This window comes from Rhodoglobus sp. GW821-FHT12B09 (assembly GCF_058809925.1).
Genome location: NZ_JBXATB010000007.1, coordinates 115,709 through 131,099, shown reverse-complemented (window position 1 = coordinate 131,099; position 15,391 = coordinate 115,709). Strand labels below are relative to the sequence as shown.

General features: G+C 69.4%; 14 protein-coding genes. 4 read left to right on the top strand and 10 right to left on the bottom strand.

Features of this window, described 5'->3' with window-relative positions; genetic code table 11:
• Positions 1-44: 44 nt before the first annotated feature.
• Complete coding sequence (locus AC1RTC_RS13680) at positions 45-494, top strand: hypothetical protein (protein ID WP_493156573.1); 450 nt, start codon at positions 45-47, stop codon at positions 492-494.
• A gap of 11 nt (positions 495-505) precedes the next feature.
• Here AC1RTC_RS13680 and AC1RTC_RS13675 read toward each other — a convergent pair whose 3' ends face one another.
• From AC1RTC_RS13675 to AC1RTC_RS13655, 5 genes are all read right to left on the bottom strand, one after another.
• Positions 506-1,096 carry a hypothetical protein gene (locus AC1RTC_RS13675; RefSeq protein WP_493156571.1) on the bottom strand — a complete coding sequence of 197 codons (591 nt, stop codon included), beginning with the start codon at positions 1,094-1,096 and terminating at the stop codon, positions 506-508.
• Between the two features lie 10 nt (positions 1,097-1,106).
• Complete coding sequence (locus AC1RTC_RS13670) at positions 1,107-2,399, bottom strand: citrate synthase (RefSeq protein ID WP_493156569.1); 1,293 nt, start codon at positions 2,397-2,399, stop codon at positions 1,107-1,109.
• 69 nt (positions 2,400-2,468) lie between these two features.
• A complete protein-coding gene (dapC, locus tag AC1RTC_RS13665; RefSeq protein ID WP_493156567.1) occupies positions 2,469-3,566 on the bottom strand; it encodes a succinyldiaminopimelate transaminase in 1,098 nt (365 codons plus the stop codon).
• A gap of 10 nt (positions 3,567-3,576) precedes the next feature.
• A complete protein-coding gene (fdxA, locus tag AC1RTC_RS13660) occupies positions 3,577-3,900 on the bottom strand; it encodes a ferredoxin (protein ID WP_493156564.1) in 324 nt (107 codons plus the stop codon).
• On the bottom strand, positions 3,897-5,084 hold the full coding sequence (locus AC1RTC_RS13655) for a PIG-L family deacetylase (protein ID WP_493156562.1): 1,188 nt from the start codon (positions 5,082-5,084) through the stop codon (positions 3,897-3,899). Before AC1RTC_RS13655 ends, fdxA begins: the two co-directional genes overlap by 4 nt.
• A gap of 110 nt (positions 5,085-5,194) precedes the next feature.
• On the opposite strand from AC1RTC_RS13655, the gene efeU reads away from it, so the two are divergent.
• From efeU to efeB, 3 genes are read left to right on the top strand one after another with little or no spacing between them, the layout of a single operon-like run.
• On the top strand, positions 5,195-6,067 hold the full coding sequence (gene efeU / locus AC1RTC_RS13650; RefSeq protein ID WP_493156560.1) for an iron uptake transporter permease EfeU: 873 nt from the start codon (positions 5,195-5,197) through the stop codon (positions 6,065-6,067).
• Between the two features lie 37 nt (positions 6,068-6,104).
• Positions 6,105-7,319, top strand: coding sequence for an iron uptake system protein EfeO (efeO, locus tag AC1RTC_RS13645; protein ID WP_493156558.1), 1,215 nt, complete (start codon positions 6,105-6,107; stop codon positions 7,317-7,319).
• Positions 7,320-7,328: 9 nt separating this feature from the next.
• A complete protein-coding gene (efeB, locus tag AC1RTC_RS13640; protein ID WP_493156556.1) occupies positions 7,329-8,606 on the top strand; it encodes an iron uptake transporter deferrochelatase/peroxidase subunit in 1,278 nt (425 codons plus the stop codon).
• A 34-nt stretch (positions 8,607-8,640) separates the two neighbouring features.
• Here the strand turns inward: efeB and AC1RTC_RS13635 are convergent, their stop codons facing one another.
• The 5 genes from AC1RTC_RS13635 to AC1RTC_RS13615 all read right to left on the bottom strand — a co-directional run bounded on the left by AC1RTC_RS13635 (position 8,641) and on the right by AC1RTC_RS13615 (position 15,381).
• Positions 8,641-9,102 (bottom strand): hypothetical protein, encoded by a 462-nt coding sequence (locus AC1RTC_RS13635; RefSeq protein ID WP_493156554.1) that lies wholly within the window; start codon positions 9,100-9,102, stop codon positions 8,641-8,643.
• Between the two features lie 5 nt (positions 9,103-9,107).
• Positions 9,108-9,626 carry a hypothetical protein gene (locus AC1RTC_RS13630; RefSeq protein WP_493156552.1) on the bottom strand — a complete coding sequence of 173 codons (519 nt, stop codon included), beginning with the start codon at positions 9,624-9,626 and terminating at the stop codon, positions 9,108-9,110.
• Positions 9,627-9,711: 85 nt separating this feature from the next.
• Positions 9,712-11,619 carry a translational GTPase TypA gene (gene typA, locus AC1RTC_RS13625; RefSeq protein ID WP_493156550.1) on the bottom strand — a complete coding sequence of 636 codons (1,908 nt, stop codon included), beginning with the start codon at positions 11,617-11,619 and terminating at the stop codon, positions 9,712-9,714.
• Between the two features lie 148 nt (positions 11,620-11,767).
• Entirely contained in the window at positions 11,768-13,564 is a 1,797-nt protein-coding gene (locus AC1RTC_RS13620; RefSeq protein WP_493156548.1) for an ABC transporter family substrate-binding protein, read from the bottom strand.
• Positions 13,565-13,611: 47 nt separating this feature from the next.
• Positions 13,612-15,381, bottom strand: coding sequence for an ABC transporter ATP-binding protein (locus AC1RTC_RS13615; protein ID WP_493156546.1), 1,770 nt, complete (start codon positions 15,379-15,381; stop codon positions 13,612-13,614).
• Between the last annotated feature and the right edge of the window lie 10 nt (positions 15,382-15,391).

The following is a 15,391-nucleotide window of genomic DNA, read 5'->3' as shown; positions in this document are numbered from 1 at the left end:
GGCGAGGGGGCCGGGCACTGTGACGGGCGCGGTACGGTTCAGGGATGAAGCGCAGGGTCGTCCTCGCGGTGGCGGCCGCCGTCGCGGTCTTGGGGCTCGGCCTGCTCGTGCCGCTGTGGTTCGCGCCCGGCACCGCGACCGGCACGGTCTTCGCCGGCACGTACACCTCCGACACCGACCTGCGCGTCACGAACCTGACCATCGGCGGCGGGCACGTGCGGGTGCGATACGCCGTCGACGTGCTCTTCGAGCCACGGGGCCCGGATGCCGGCACCGGGGTTCTCCGGTGCGGGCTGGTCGACACCAGCGGCCGGCTCGACTTCTTCGAGAGCAGCAGGCGCAACGCCCTGAGCGGCACGTGGACGCACCTCGTGTACGAGTCGAACTACGACCTGCCGGAGCTCACGCTCGGCATCCGCTGCTCGCCGAGCATCGACGGGGTGATGTCGATCGCGTTCCGCAACATCACCCTGACGGCCACCCCGCTGGACTAGCGCCCGCGCACCTAGCCCTCCCGCTCCAAGCCCCGGAGGTCGCGGCTCAGGTCGCGCAGGCGGTCGATGCGCTCGATCACGTAGTCGGGCTCGTCCGCGATCGTGGCGGCCCGGTGCAGCCGTGCCTTCACCGAGGCCGCGATCTCCTCCCACGCGGCCTCGTGGGCCCGTGTGGCGGCATCCCTGGCGAAGTCCTCGTCGTTCGCGAGCTCGCGCAGCCTGGCGGCGAGCCGCCGGGAGTAGTCCTCGCGGCGCTCGAGGGTGGCGGCATCCCCTGTGCGGTAGTCGTGGAAGTGCTCGGCGTGGCCGCCCCGCTTCTCCGCGCCGGCCCGGTCCGCGCGGATGCGCTCGGCGTCGGCGTCCCGCTCGTCCGCGAGGTCGCGCAGCTCGTCGGCGACCGCGGACACGTAGCGGGCGGCGTCGAAGTCCAGGCCGTCCCGGAGGATGCCCGTGATGATCCGGTTCTTGATGGCAAGGCGCACAGCGGCCGAGGTGATCAGCTCGCCCTCCTCGAGGAGGTCGTCCATGCTCGCCGGCGGCCGAGGCTCGGGGGCGACGAACCTGCCGAGGTCGACGCGGCGCGTTCTGCGGAACCACGCCATACGAGGAAGGCTATCGGCCGGTGGGCCAGTCGCGCACGGCGGAGCCCGTGTACAGCTGCTGGGGGCGGCCGATCTTCGTCTGCGGGTCCTCGTTCATCTCGCGCCAGTTGGCGATCCAGCCGGGGAGGCGGCCGATCGCGAAGAGCACCGTGAACATGCGGGTGGGGAATCCCATCGCCTTGTAGATCACGCCGGTGTAGAAGTCGACGTTGGGGTAGAGCTTGCGCTCGATGAAGTAGTCGTCGGCGAGCGCGACGGCCTCGAGCTCCTTGGCGATGTCGAGCAGGTCGTCCTTGACGCCGAGGGCCTCGAGCACCTCGTCGGCGCTCTCCTTGACGAGCCGTGCGCGCGGGTCGAAGCTCTTGTACACGCGGTGGCCGAAGCCCATGAGCTTCACCCCGTGCTCCTTGTTCTTGACCCGCTCGACGAACTTGCCGACGCCCTCGCCGGACTCCTTGATCTCGGCGAGCATCTTGAGCACTGCCTCGTTGGCGCCGCCGTGCAGCGGGCCGTAGAGGGCGTTGATCCCGGCGGAGATCGACGCGAACATGTTGGCCTCGGTCGAGCCGACCAGGCGCACCGTCGAGGTCGACGCGTTCTGCTCGTGGTCCTCGTGGAGGATGAGCAGCCGGTCGAGCGCCTTCGACAGCACCGGGTTGATCTCGTACGGCTCGGCCATCGTGCCGAAGTTCAGCTTGAGGAAGTTGTCGACGAAGCTCAGCGAGTTGTCCGGGTAGAGGAACGCCTGGCCGAGCGCCTTCTTGTGCGCGTAGGCGGCGATCACCGGCAGCTTCGCGAGGAGTCGGATCGTGGAGATCTCGACCTGCTCGGGGTCGTGCGGGTCGAGCGAGTTCTCGTAGAACGTGGAGAGCGCGGAGACGGCGCTCGAGAGCACGGACATGGGGTGCGCGTTGTGCGGCAGCGCGTCGAAGAAGCGCCGCAGGTCCTCGTGCAGGAGGGTGTGCCGGCGGATCTTCTCGTCGAACTCGCCGAGCTGGTCGGCCGTGGGCAGCTCGCCGTAGATGAGGAGCCAGGCGACCTCGAGATAGGTGGAGTTCTGGGCGACGTCCTCGATGGCGTAGCCGCGGTAGCGCAGGATGCCCCGGTCGCCGTCGATGTACGTGATCGCGCTGCGCGTGGAGGCCGTGTTGACGAAGCCCTGGTCGAGGGTGGTGAACCCCGTCTGCTTCGTGAACGTGGAGATGTCGATGCTGTCGTGCCCGTCGGTGCCGCGGATCACCGGGAACTCGGCAGATCCACCGGGGAAGTGGAGGGTGGCGGTCTCAGGAGCGGCATCGTTCACGCCTACAGCTTACGCAGTCCCCACAGACACTGCCGCAAGTGCCAAGGGATCAGATCCCGCGTTGGAGGGTTATGCCAACAGCTCCAGGCGCGCCACGGTCTCGGCGATGTCGGCGTCCGATGCGGTGAGCGCGATGCGCACGTGCTGCGCAGGACTTTCGCCGTAGAACGTCCCCGGAACCACCAGTATCCCCGCATCGGCGAACTCCGCGACGGTCTCCCACGAGTCCTGCCCCTTCGTGACCCAGAGGTAGAGGCCGGCCTCGCTCTCGTCGACGGTGAAGCCGGCGTTCTCGAGCGCGGGCTTCAGCCGGGCGCGGCGGGCGCGGTAGCGGTCGCGCTGCTCGATGACGTGCGCGTCGTCGGCCAGGGCGGCGATCATCGCCTGCTGCACCGGCGCCGGCGGGATGAGGCCCATGTGCTTGCGCACCCCCAGCAGCTCCGCGATGAGGTCGCTACAGCCTGCGACGAGCGCCGCGCGGTACCCCGCGAGGTTCGACTGCTTGCTGAGCGAGTACAGCGCGAGCACGGAGTGGCGGTCTCCCGCAATCACGCGGGGGTCGAGGATCGAGGGGGTCGGCTCGCTGCCCGACCAGTTCAGCTCGGCGTAGCACTCGTCGCTCGCGATCACGGCGCCGAGCTCGCGGGCGCGGGCGACGGCGGCCTTCAGCTGCTCGACGTCGAGCACCCTGCCGTCGGGGTTGCCCGGGCTGTTCACCCACACCAGGCGGGTGCCCTCCGGCCACTGCGCCGGGTCGTCGGATGCCACAACCGTGGCGCCCACGAGCGCGCCGCCGATCGCGTAGGTCGGGTACGCCACCGCGGGGTGCACGACGGTGTCGCCCCTGCCGAGCCCGAGCAGGAACGGCAGCAGGGCGACGAGCTCCTTCGAGCCGATCGTGGGCAGCACGTTGGCCACGGTGAGGTCGCCCACGCCGCGGCGCCGGGCGAACCAGTCCACGATGGCCTCGCGCAGCGCGGGGGTGCCCGCCGTCAGGGGGTAGGCGTGGGCATCCGTCGCCGCCGCCAGCGCCTCGCGCACGACCGACGGGGTCGGGTCGACGGGCGAGCCGACGGAGAGGTCGATGAAGCCGTCAGGATGCGTGCGGGCGCGCGCCGCGTACGGGTCTAGCGAGTCCCACGGGAAGTCGGGCAGAGCGTGGCCCACGCCGCGCCCGCTACTCGCCGGAGCCGACGGGGATCGCCATGATGAGCGCGTGGTCCTTGTGGATCACGCCGACCTTGCTCGCGCCGCCGGGCGAGCCGACCTCGTCGAAGAACTCGACGTTGGCCTTGTAGTAGTCCGCCCACTTGGCGGGCAGGTCGTCCTCGTAGTAGATGGCCTCGACGGGGCACACGGGCTCGCAGGCGCCGCAGTCGACGCACTCGTCGGGGTGGATGTAGAGCATCCGGTCGCCCTCGTAGATGCAGTCGACAGGGCACTCGTCGATGCAGGCGCGGTCCTTGAGGTCCACGCAGGGCTGGGCGATGACGTACGTCACGTTGGATCGGGACCTTTCCGGGAGGGTGCTTCAATATTACTTCGCGCCGCCGGCCGATTCGGACGGGTCAGCTTCGGCCACGCCAGAACTACCGCGCCGATGAGCACCGGGCCGAAGGTCCAGACATACCCGGCCAGGTTGTCCGGCACGAGCACCGACCCGCCCGCGGACTGCAGAGCGAGCAGCGCGGACGCCCCGAGGAAGCCGACACCGGCGGCGAGCGCCACCGCCCGAGACTCGAAGACGATCCTCAGCCCGATGAACAGCGCGGTCATGATCAGGATGCCCGCGATCAGCCCCCACGGCACCGGCACCCCGGCGACGGCCACCGTCGCCTGGTGCGACGCAGTCAGCAGCGCGCCGGCGAACAGCCCGAGCAGCGCGGCGATCAGGAGGGTCACGATGCGGGCCGGGAGCCCGTAGTCGGTGAAGGAGGGCTCGGCGGGCCGCAGCCGCGTGAACGACTCCACGGCGGCGATGGGCCGGGGGCCTCCCGAGGACAGCGCGTACTTGTCCCCGGTGACCGCGACCTGCGTCGCGTGCGCCTCCAGCGCGCGCCGCTTGCGGTCGAGGCTTGCCGCGTTCGCGGCGAGGCCAGGGTCGACGACGACGGGCCCGCGGCGGGCGCCCTCGCTGTCCACGACGTAGAAGGGCACGCTGAGCACCTCGGCGGCGGTGCGGGTCGCCTCGTGCGCCCTGACATGGTCGGGATGCCCGTAGCCCCCGTCCGCCGCGTAGCTCACGACCACGTCCGGGTCGACGGCGAGGATGACCGCGGCGATGTCGGCTGCCACCTCGCCCTCCTCGGCGGCGGAGAGCGACCGCCCGTCCGGCGACTCGAGCGGCTCTGCGCCGGCCTCGCCCCAGCGCATCCCGGAGTCGAGGTACTGGCGCGGCTCGCGCCCCTCCCAGCGGGCGTTGCGCTCGCCCAGAACACGGTGGTCGGCCACGCCGAGCACCGCGAGGGCGGCGCGCAGCTCGCCCAGGCGGTACTCGCCCAGCGCCGTGCCGCTCAGGCCTTTCAGCGATTCCGGGATGACCTCGCCCAGCTCGCCGCGCGTGCAGGTCAGCACCGTGACGTGCGCCCCGCTGTCGACGAGGGTGGCGATGGTGGCACCTGTCGAAAGGGTCTCGTCGTCGGGATGCGCGTGCACGAAGAGCACGCGCTCGGGTTCTTCGGCCATCCGCGGCACCCCTTCTACGTCAAGTAGACAGGATACGCGGCGCCGAGTAGTGTCGATTCGGTTAGGTAAGCCTTACCAATCCTCAAGCCCTCGACCGCCGAAAGCCCAGTGTGCTCGCAAACTTCCTGATCGGCCTGCGTGAAGGCCTCGAGGCCGGCCTGATCGTCGGCATCCTGGTGGCCTACCTCAACAAGCTGCAGCGCCGCGACATCCTTCCCCGCCTCTGGATGGGCATCGGCGCTGCGATCGTCATCTCCCTGGGCGTCGGCGCCATACTCACCTGGGGCCCCTACGGGCTGAGCTTCCAGGCTCAGGAGATCCTGGGCGGCGGGCTCTCCATCCTCGCCGTCGGGCTCGTGACGTGGATGATCTTCTGGATGGGCAGGCACGCGCGCGCGCTCAAGCACGAGCTGCAGAGCAAGCTCGACGCCGCGATCGCCGGCGCGGGCATGGGCATCGTCGTCATCGGCTTCGTGAGCGTCGGCCGGGAGGGCGTCGAGACCGCGCTCTTCATCTGGGCCAGCGTCTCGTCGAGCGGCAATGCGGTGCTCGGCACGGTCGGCGCGCTGGCGGGCATCCTCGTCTCGGTCATCATCGCCTACCTGATCTACCGCGGGCTGGTGCGCATCAACCTCTCGCGCTTCTTCACGTGGACCGGGCTCTTCCTCATCCTCGTCGCGGCCGGCGTGCTCTCGTACGGCATCGGCGACCTGCAGGAGGCGGGGGTCATCCCGGGCCTCGGCCAGGCGGCGTTCAGCGTCGCGAACATCATCCAGCCCTCCACCTGGTACGGCACCGTGCTCGGCGGCCTCTTCAACTTCACGCCGGAGCCCACGTGGGCGCAGTTCATCGGGTGGCTCCTCTACCTCGTGGTCGTCACGCCGCTCTTCCTGCGCTCGGCGCTCTCGAAGCCCCGCACGTCGGGCCTCCAGCCCACTGACGCGCCGCCGACGGAGCCCGCCTCCGCCGCCCGCGCCGCCTGACCGCCAACCCCTCACAGCACGAGACCAGGAGACAGCCATGCGCCATCGCATTCTCGCCGGAGCCGCCGGAGCAGGGGCACTCGCCCTCGTGCTGGCCGGCTGCGTCCCGAACAACGCCGCCGGGGGCGCCGCCCTCACCGTGACGATGACGGACGACACGTGCGCCGTCTCCGAGGCCACCACGGCCGCGGGCACCGTGACGTTCTCGATCACGAACAACGGCACCGACGTCAACGAGTTCGAGATCCTCGCGGACGACAAGCTGCGCATCGTCGGCGAGAAGGAGAACGTCACCCCCGGGCAGACCGTCTCCTACGTCGCCCAGCTCGCACCGGGCACCTACTACACGGCGTGCAAGTTCCAGCTCATCGGCGCCCCCACCGGCGTCGCGGAGTTCACCGTGACGGGCGAGGCATCCGGTGTCTCCGCCGACGACCAGGCGCTCACCGACCAGGCCGTCACCAACTACATCTCGTACATCAAGTCGCAGGTCTCGGAGCTCCTCCCGCAGGTGAAGGCGTTCACCGACGCGTACGCGTCCGGTGACGACGAGACCGCCCGCTCGCTCTACGCACTGGCCCGCGTCTCCTACGAGCGCATCGAGCCGACCGCGGAGGCGTTCGGCGACCTCGACCCGAAGATCGACTACCGGGAGGTCGACGCGGTCGCCGAGGGCCTCGACTGGACCGGCTTCCACCGCATCGAGAAGGACCTCTGGCCGCCGGCCCAGGGCGCCCTCAACTCCGACGGCGAGTCCGCATTCCTGGACTGGGCGCCGTCCACGCCCCAGGAGCGCCAGGGCTACGCCGACAGCCTGGTCGCCGATGTGCAGCAGCTCTCCGACCTGGTGAACGCGAAGGACTTCACCGTCTCCCTCGCCGACATCAGCAACGGCGCCATCGGCCTCCTCGACGAGGTCGCCGTCGGCAAGATCTCCGGCGAGGAGGACTGGTGGTCGCACACCGACCTCTACGACTTCTACGCGAACGTCCAGGGCGCCGAGGTGGCCTTCGGCAACGTGAAGGACATCGCCTCCGGCAAGGGCAAGGAGGGCGCCGCGCTCGTGAAAGACATCGAGACGGAGTTCGCCGCCCTCAAGGCCCTGCTCGCGCAGTACGGCAGCCTCGACGCCGGCTTCGCCGACTACAGCACGGTCACCGAGGCCCAGCGCAAGGAGCTCTCCGACCAGGTGAACGCCCTCGCCGAGCCGCTCTCCAACCTGACGCACACCGTGCTCGGGCTCTCTGAATAAACTCGACTGATGACCGACACCGAGGAGACCGCGCCGACGGGCCTGTCGCGCCGCGGCCTCCTCGGGCTCGTCGGTGCCGGGGCGGCCGGTCTCGCGATCGGCGGCGGCACCGCCGCGGCCATCGCGCTCAACCAGCCCAACGCGGTCGGGGTCAGCACCGTCTACCCCTTCTTCGGCGAGCACCAGGCGGGCATCACCACGCCCGCGCAGGACCGCCTGCACTTCGCCGCGTACGACCTGTCGGCGAGCGCCACCCGCGACGACCTGATCGAGCTCCTCCAGGACTGGACCTACGCCGCAGCGCGCCTCACTGCCGGCCTCGACGTCACCGAGGGCGGTGCCGTCGACGGCTCGCCCCTCGCTCCCCCGGACGACACGGGCGAGGCGCTCGGCCTTCCCGCCAGCGGGCTCACGATCACCTTCGGCTTCGGGCCCACCCTCTTCACCGCGGAGGACGGCACCGACCGCTTCGGCATCGCCGCGAAGAGGCCGGACCTCCTGGCGAAGCTCCCGAGATTCAGCGGGGATGCCCTCCGCCCCGAGTCGGGCGGCGGCGACCTCTGCATCCAGGCTTGCGCCGACGACCCGCAGGTCGCCGTGCACGCGGTCCGCAACCTCAGCCGCATCGCGTTCGGACGGGCCTCGATCCGCTGGTCGCAGCTCGGCTTCGGGCGCACCTCCTCGACCTCCACCAGCCAGGTCACCCCGCGCAACCTGTTCGGCTTCAAGGACGGCACCGCCAACATCAAGGCGGAGGACCCGACGACGGTCGACGAGCAGGTCTGGGTAGCGAAGGGCGACGGCCCCGCGTGGATGACCGGCGGCAGCTACCTCGTCACGCGCAAGATCCGCATGATCATCGAGGCGTGGGACCGCACGCAGCTGCAGGAGCAGGAGAACGTGATCGGCCGCAGCAAGGGCGAGGGCGCTCCCCTGTCGGGCGGCAAGGAGTTCACCGAGCCTGACTTCGCGGCGAAGGGAGCCGCCGGCCAGGACCTCATCCCGGCCGACGCGCACGTGCGGCTGGCGCATCCGGACGCCACGGGCGGAGCCCAGCTGCTGCGCCGCGGCTACAACTTCGTCGACGGCAACGACGAGCTCGGCAGGCTCGACGCCGGTCTGTTCTTCATCTCGTTCCAGCGCTCGCCCGAGCAGTTCATCACCGTGCAGCGCAACCTGGCCCGCGATGCCCTCAACGAGTACATCAAGCACGTCGGGTCCGCGATCTTCGCCGTGCCGCCGGGCGCCTCGAAGGGCTCGTACGTGGGCGCGGGGCTGTTCAGCTAGCCCGAGGGCTTCGATACGGTGCCGGAGCGCCTACTCAGCCGGCCTTGTTCTCCGCGACCGTGTAGTTCGCCACGAAGCCGTTGTCGGCGTCCTTGGTCACCACGACGAGCACGTTGTAGGTGCCGTTGTCGTAGATGAGGGTCGCGCCCTCGTCGGTGGTGCCGCCGATTCCTGCCTCGTTCGCGGTGAAGCCCGCGCCCTCCAGCTGCGACTTGATCTGGTCGGCCGCATCGAGGCCGCTCACCTTGATCGTGACGTTCCAGGCCTTGCCGTCGTCGTTGCCCACGCCCAGGCCGAACACGACCTCGCCGTCGATCAGGGGCACGTCGGCCTTCGGGAAGTCGTCGGGCACGCTCTTGCCCGGCAGGCTCACGTCGCCGCCGGTCGCGCCCTCCACGATCTGCTCGATCGGGTTGCCGAAGCACCCCGCGAGGGAGGGCGTGATCGCGAGTGCGAGCACAAGGGCGAGCGGTACGGTGAGGCGCTTCGAGTTCATGGTTTCTATCCTTTCAGCACGACCACGTAGGTCACGCTCGGGCCGTAATCAGCGGAATCGGTGGCGGTTACTTGGATCGTGTACTTGTCGTTCTCGAAGGAGCCGAACGAGCCGTCGGCCGTCGTCGAGGAGAGGTCGGAAGTGTATCCGGCTCCGGTCAACCGGCTCTCGGCGTCCTGGTACGCGGCGGCGATGTCGTCGGTCGCGACGATGACCGTCCAGCCCGTACCGAGGTCGACGCCGAAGGGTATCTGGCCGTCGATAATCGGCACGTCGCCCGGGAACGTGGCCGGCTTGCCCTCGTAGCCCTCGAGGCCCGTGCCCGTGCCGTCACCGGAGTCCGAGCCGCCGTCGGTGCCCGGGTCCGTACTCGTGCTGCCTCCGCCGGAGGAGCCGGACTGGCCGCCCCCGCCCGTGCCCCCGGCGCCGCCTCCGCCGAGCATCCCCGAGCACCCGGTGAGGGTGAGGGATGCCGCGAGCAGGACGCCCACGAGCGCGCTGGTGCGCGGCTGAATGTGATTCACGGGCACAGCGTATAGCGCGGGCACCGTGGCTGGCTATACGGGTTTCGAGCTACCCGTCAGCCCGCCGCGCCCGGTGGCGCAGGCGCTACGCGTTCTGCTTCTTGCGCTGCGAGTAGGCGCGCGCCCGGGCGTTCGAGTCGAGCTCGACCTTGCGGATGCGGATGACCTCGGGCGTCACCTCGACGCACTCGTCCTCGCGGGCGAACTCGAGGCACTCCTCGAGCGTGAGCTTGCGCGAGGGGGTCATGCGCTCGAACACGTCAGAGGTGCTCTGGCGCATGTTGGTGAGCTGCTTCTCCTTGGTGATGTTCACGTCCATGTCGTCCGCGCGCGAGTTCTCGCCGACGACCATGCCCTCGTAGACCTCCTGGGTGGGCTCGACGAAGAACGACATGCGCTCCTGCAGGGCGGTCATGGCGAACGGGGTCGCGACACCGGAGCGGTCGGCGACGATCGAGCCGTTGGTGCGGGTCTCGATGGCGCCGGCCCACGGCTCGTAGCCGTGCGAGATGGCGTTGGCGATGCCGGTGCCGCGCGTGATCGTGAGGAACTCGGTGCGGAAGCCGATGAGGCCGCGCGACGGGACGATGAACTCCATGCGCACCCAGCCGGTGCCGTGGTTCGTCATGGTCTCCATGCGGCCCTTGCGCGCCGCCATGAGCTGCGTGATGGCGCCGAGGTGCTCCTCCGGCGCGTCGATGGTGAGGTGCTCGAACGGCTCGTTGAGCTTGCCGTCGATGTGCTTGGTGACCACCTGCGGCTTGCCCACGGTGAGCTCGTAGCCCTCGCGGCGCATCTGCTCGACGAGGATGGCGAGAGCGAGCTCGCCGCGGCCCTGCACCTCCCAGGCGTCCGGGCGGCCGATGTCGACGAGCTTGATCGAGATGTTTCCGACGAGCTCGCGGTCGAGGCGGTCCTTGACCATGCGAGCGGTGAGCTTGTGGCCCTTGACCTTGCCGATGAGCGGGCTGGTGTTGGTGCCGATGGTCATCGAGATCGCGGGGTCGTCGACCGTGATGGTCGGCAGCGGGCGCACGTCGTCCGGGTCGGCGAGGGTCTCGCCGATGGTGATGTCCTCGAAGCCGGCGACGGCGACGATGTCGCCGGGGCCCGCGGACTCGGCCGGGAAGCGGTCCAGCGCCTTGGTGATGAGCAGCTCGGTGACGCGCACGTTGTGCACGCTGCCGTCCCACTTCACCCAGGCCACGGTCTGGCCCTTCTTGATGGTGCCGTTGAAGACGCGCAGGAGCGCGAGGCGGCCGAGGAACGGCGAGGCGTCGAGGTTGGTGACGTGGGCCTGGAGGGGCGCCTCGTCGTCGTAGGTCGGAGCCGGGATGTGCTTGATGATCGCGTCGAACAGCGGCTCGAGGTCGTCGTTGTCCGGCAGGGTGCCGTTCTCGGGCTTGTTCCAGCTCGCAGCGCCGTTGCGGCCGGAGGCGTAGACGACGGGCACGTCGAGGACGGCGTCGAGGTCCATGTCCGGGAAGTCGTCGTGCATGTCGCTCGCGAGGCCCAGGAGCAGGTCCTGGCTCTCCGAGACGACCTCGTCGATGCGGGCATCCGGACGGTCCGTCTTGTTCACGAGGAGCACGACGGGCAGCTTGGCCTCGAGCGCCTTGCGCAGCACGAAGCGGGTCTGGGGCAGCGGGCCCTCGCTCGCGTCGACGAGCAGCACGACACCGTCGACCATCGACAGGCCGCGCTCGACCTCGCCGCCGAAGTCGGCGTGGCCGGGGGTGTCGATCACGTTGATGGTGATGGGTCCGTCGGTCGCGTGCACGCCCTTGTACGAGATCGCCGTGTTCTTGGCGAGGATCGTGATGCCCTTCTCGCGCTCGAGGTCGTTCGAGTCCATCGCGCGCTCTTCGAGGTGCGCGTGCTCGGCGAAGGAGTTGGTCTGGCGCAGCATGGCGTCGACGAGCGTCGTCTTGCCGTGGTCGACGTGGGCGACGATAGCGACGTTGCGCAGGTCGGAGCGAGTGGCGATGGCCATGGGGATTTCCTTTGATAAGAGTGGGGGCGCGAGCCTCGTGCGCTATGGCGCAGCGCGGCCTCGCGGGAGAAGAGTCTCAGAGCAGGATCTCGTCTCTGGTGACCTGCGGCGCTCAGTCTACCGCGATCCGCCAAATATCGAGCTCTGCCTACGGTGCAACTGCTTTCCAGTCCCAGACATTCCAGAAGATCGTGGGGCTCAGCACCGACCACGAGATGCCGGAGACCTTGTCCTGGTCGTACGCGTAGATGCTCGGATACTGGAAGAGCGGCATCCCGTACGCGTCCTCCCAGAGCAGGGCGTCGACCTGCTTCTCGATCTCGACCTGGCGCGCGGGGTCGAAGGTCGTCGAGAGCTTGGCGAGGAGGGCATCCACCTTCTCGTTCGAGTAGTGGCTCAGGTTGGTGCGCCCGTCGGTCGAGAACGCCTCGACGACGGGGCTCACGCCCACGTTCGAGGGCTGCCAGCCGTACAGCGCCGCGTCGTACGCGCCCGCGGACCCGAGCAGCTCGCGCCAGTCCACCGAGGAGCAGTCGGTCACGGTGATGCCCGCGAGTGCCGCGGACTTCTGGATGAGCGCGAACTCGCTCACCCGGCGCGGGTTGGTGGGGGCGTAGAGGATGCACACCTGCGGGTTCGCGACGCCGGCCTCGGCGAGCATCGCCTTTGCGCCGTCGATGTCCACCTCGGCATAGTCGGCCGAGCCGTTGTCGGCCACCGCGTCCGCGTACTCCTCCGATCCGGGCATGAAGACCTGCGAGTCGCGCGTCGTCGCGTCCTCCTGCAGGCCTGTCACGAGCGTCTTCACGATCTCGGCGCGCGGGACCGTCTTGAGGAAGGCCTGGCGCACGAGCGGGTTGGAGAACACGCCGTTCTTCGACTCGTCGAACTGCAGGTCGAGGTGCTCGAAGCTCCCGCCCGAGGTGCTCACCACGGTCTTGTCCACGGTGCCGAGAGCCGTGGCGACGTCCTCGGTCGCCTGCGGCACGATCACCTGCACCGAGCCGTTGAAGAGCGCCTGCACTGCCGCGAGCGGGTCGGTGATGACCTGCACCTCGATCTTCTCCAAGCTGGGCATCCGCTGGCCGACGTACTCGGGGTTGGCCTTGAGGGTCACGGACTCCCCCGCCACGAAGTCGCTGATCACGTACGGGCCGTTTCCGACGAGCAGGTCGGGATCCGACGGCATGCCGTCCACGTTGAACCCCGTGTTCCAGAACGCCGAGAGCTTCGCCAGCGCGGCCTTGTCGCCCGACGTGATCGCCGTGACGACGGCATCCTTGGCCTGCTGGTCGTCCTTCAGGCTGAGCGCGTTCTTGCCGACCACGTGCGCGGGCAGGCCCGCCGAGGTGAACGCGAGCTCCCAGTCGGCGAACGGCCTGTCATAGCGCATGGTGATCGACTTCATGTCGTCGCTCACCACCGGGAGCTGGCTGACCAGGCCGAGGCCGCTCGGGTGCGAGGGGTCGGCACCGGAGTCGAAGTAGACCACGTCCGACGGGAAATCGTCAGTGAACTGGCCGGTGTCGGGGTCGACGTACTTGGACTTGTCGAAGTCGGGGTCGTTGAGGGCTCCGGAGAGGGCGGCCCAGTTGAGCAGGAGGTCGGCGGCGTCGACAGCGGTGCCGTCAGACCACTTGACGCCGTCGGCGATGGTGTACTGAACGATGAGCGGGTCGTCGGAGATCTTGCGGTAGCTGCCGAACGACTCGTCGGCCACGAGCTTCGGTGTGTTGTCGTAGTAGCTGAACCCGGAGTTCGTGGCGTAGACGATGTTGCTGTTGGCGGGCGCCGCGCCGTACGAGGTGGCGGCGTTGTAGGAGAAGAACGACTGGTCCCAGCCCACGGAGACTGACGACCCGGCGACGACCTCCGACTCGTAGCCCACGCAGCCCGACAGGACGAGCGTGGCCGCTGCGATGACGGCAACCGGGGCAAACCTCATGTGTCTCACTCGCCCCACCCTATAACCCGCTCCTGGCGGAAGGGCTGCTACTTGCGGCGTCCCTCGCTCGCCAGGAGGGCTGCGCGGGCGTCGCGCCGCTTGCGCTGCTCCTCGGGGTCGGGCACGGGCACGGCCGCGATGAGCCGCTTGGTGTACGGGTGCTGCGGGTTGCGCAGGATCTCGTCCGCCGGGCCCTGCTCGACGAGCTCGCCGAGGTTCATCACGAGGATGCGGTCGGCAAGCCGGTCGATAACGGCGAGGTCGTGGCTGATGAAGAGGCAGGCGAACTGCAGCTCCTTCTGCAGCCGCTCGAGCAGGTCGAGCACGCGCGCCTGCACCGAGACGTCGAGGGCGCTGGTCGGCTCGTCGGCGATCAGCAGCTTCGGGCTGAGGGCGAGGGCGCGGGCGATGCCGATGCGCTGACGCTGGCCGCCCGAGAGCTCGTGCGGGTAGCGGTTGCGGAAGGAGCGCGGGAGCTCGACCTGGTCGAGCAGCTCCTCCACCCGGGCGCCGATCGCGGACTTCTCGATCGTGCCGGCGAGCTCGAGCGGCTCGCCGATCGACTGGCCGACGGGCCAGCGCGGGTTGAGCGACGACCCCGGGTCCTGGAACACGATGCCGATGTCGCGGCGCACCTCGCGCAGCTTGTCGGGCTTGATGCCGACCAGGTCGCGGCCGAGCAGCTTGGCGCTGCCCTCCGAGAACGGGAGCAGCCCGACGATCGAGCGGCCGACTGTGGTCTTTCCGGAGCCGGACTCGCCGACGAGGCCGACGACCTCGCCCGGGCGGATCTCGAACGACACGGAGTCGACCGCGCGGAACGCCGGCACCCGGCCGTGGCCGGGGTAGTCCACCGACGCGTTCGTCAGTGTGAGGACCGGCTCCTCCGTGCTCGTCATGCGCTCGCCGCCGGCCTCGAGGCCGAGGTGGGGCACCGCCGCGAGCAGCTGCTTCGTGTAGTCGTGCTTGGCGTGGTTGAAGACCTCGTCGACAGAGCCGCGCTCCACGATCGCGCCCTCGCGCATCACGATGATGTTGTCCGCGATGTCGGCGACGACGCCGAGGTCGTGGGTGATGATGATGATCGCGCTGTTGAGGCGCGTGTGCAGGCTGCGCAGCAGATCCAGGATCTCGGCCTGGATCGTCACGTCGAGGGCCGTGGTCGGCTCGTCGGCGATGAGCAGGTCAGGGTCGCAGCTGATGGCCATCGCGATCATGGCCCGCTGGCGCTGGCCGCCGGACAGCTGGTGCGGGAACGACGCGAACGCCTTCTGCGGGTCGGGCATCTCGACGAGCTCGAGCAGCTCGATCGCGCGCGCCGTGGCCTCCGCGGGCGTGAGCGCGAAGTGCGTGCGCAGCGCCTCGACGATCTGGAACCCGATGCGGTAGACGGGGTTGAACGCCGTCATGGGCTCCTGGAAGATCACGGCAATGCGGTTGCCGCGGATGCGGTGCAGCTCATCGGCGGGGATCCCGAGGATCTCCTGGCCGTGCAGGCGCACCTGGCCCGTGGAGCGCGAGTTGGTGGGAAGCAGGCTCAGCAGCGACATCGACGTTACTGTCTTGCCGGAGCCCGACTCGCCCACGATCGCGAGCACCTCGCCGGGGCGCACCGAATAGCTGATGTCGCGGGCGGCGTTGACCCACTTGCCGTTGACCCAGAAGTCGATGGCGAGGTTGTCGACCTCGATGATGGGCTCGTCGTCACCGCGCTGCACGAGCTTCCGGCCGAGCCGGCTTGTCGCGAACCGGTCGCTGGGCGCCTTCGCTTCGCGTGCCGCCTTGGGCGTCTTCGGGGACTTGGGTTCTCTGGTCATCGTATGCCGC

What these genes read in the sequence shown, in the direction of transcription:
- AC1RTC_RS13680 (WP_493156573.1), top strand. Translation starts at nt 45, where the DNA reads ATGAAGCGCAGGGTCGTCCTCGCGGTGGCGGCCGCCGTCGCGGTCTTG.
- AC1RTC_RS13675 (WP_493156571.1), bottom strand. Translation starts at nt 1,096, where the DNA reads ATGGCGTGGTTCCGCAGAACGCGCCGCGTCGACCTCGGCAGGTTCGTC.
- AC1RTC_RS13655 (WP_493156562.1), bottom strand. Translation starts at nt 5,084, where the DNA reads ATGGCCGAAGAACCCGAGCGCGTGCTCTTCGTGCACGCGCATCCCGAC.
- efeO (WP_493156558.1), top strand. Translation starts at nt 6,105, where the DNA reads ATGCGCCATCGCATTCTCGCCGGAGCCGCCGGAGCAGGGGCACTCGCC.
- efeB (WP_493156556.1), top strand. Translation starts at nt 7,329, where the DNA reads ATGACCGACACCGAGGAGACCGCGCCGACGGGCCTGTCGCGCCGCGGC.
- AC1RTC_RS13635 (WP_493156554.1), bottom strand. Translation starts at nt 9,102, where the DNA reads ATGAACTCGAAGCGCCTCACCGTACCGCTCGCCCTTGTGCTCGCACTC.
- typA (WP_493156550.1), bottom strand. Translation starts at nt 11,619, where the DNA reads ATGGCCATCGCCACTCGCTCCGACCTGCGCAACGTCGCTATCGTCGCC.
- AC1RTC_RS13620 (WP_493156548.1), bottom strand. Translation starts at nt 13,564, where the DNA reads ATGAGGTTTGCCCCGGTTGCCGTCATCGCAGCGGCCACGCTCGTCCTG.
- AC1RTC_RS13615 (WP_493156546.1), bottom strand. Translation starts at nt 15,381, where the DNA reads ATGACCAGAGAACCCAAGTCCCCGAAGACGCCCAAGGCGGCACGCGAA.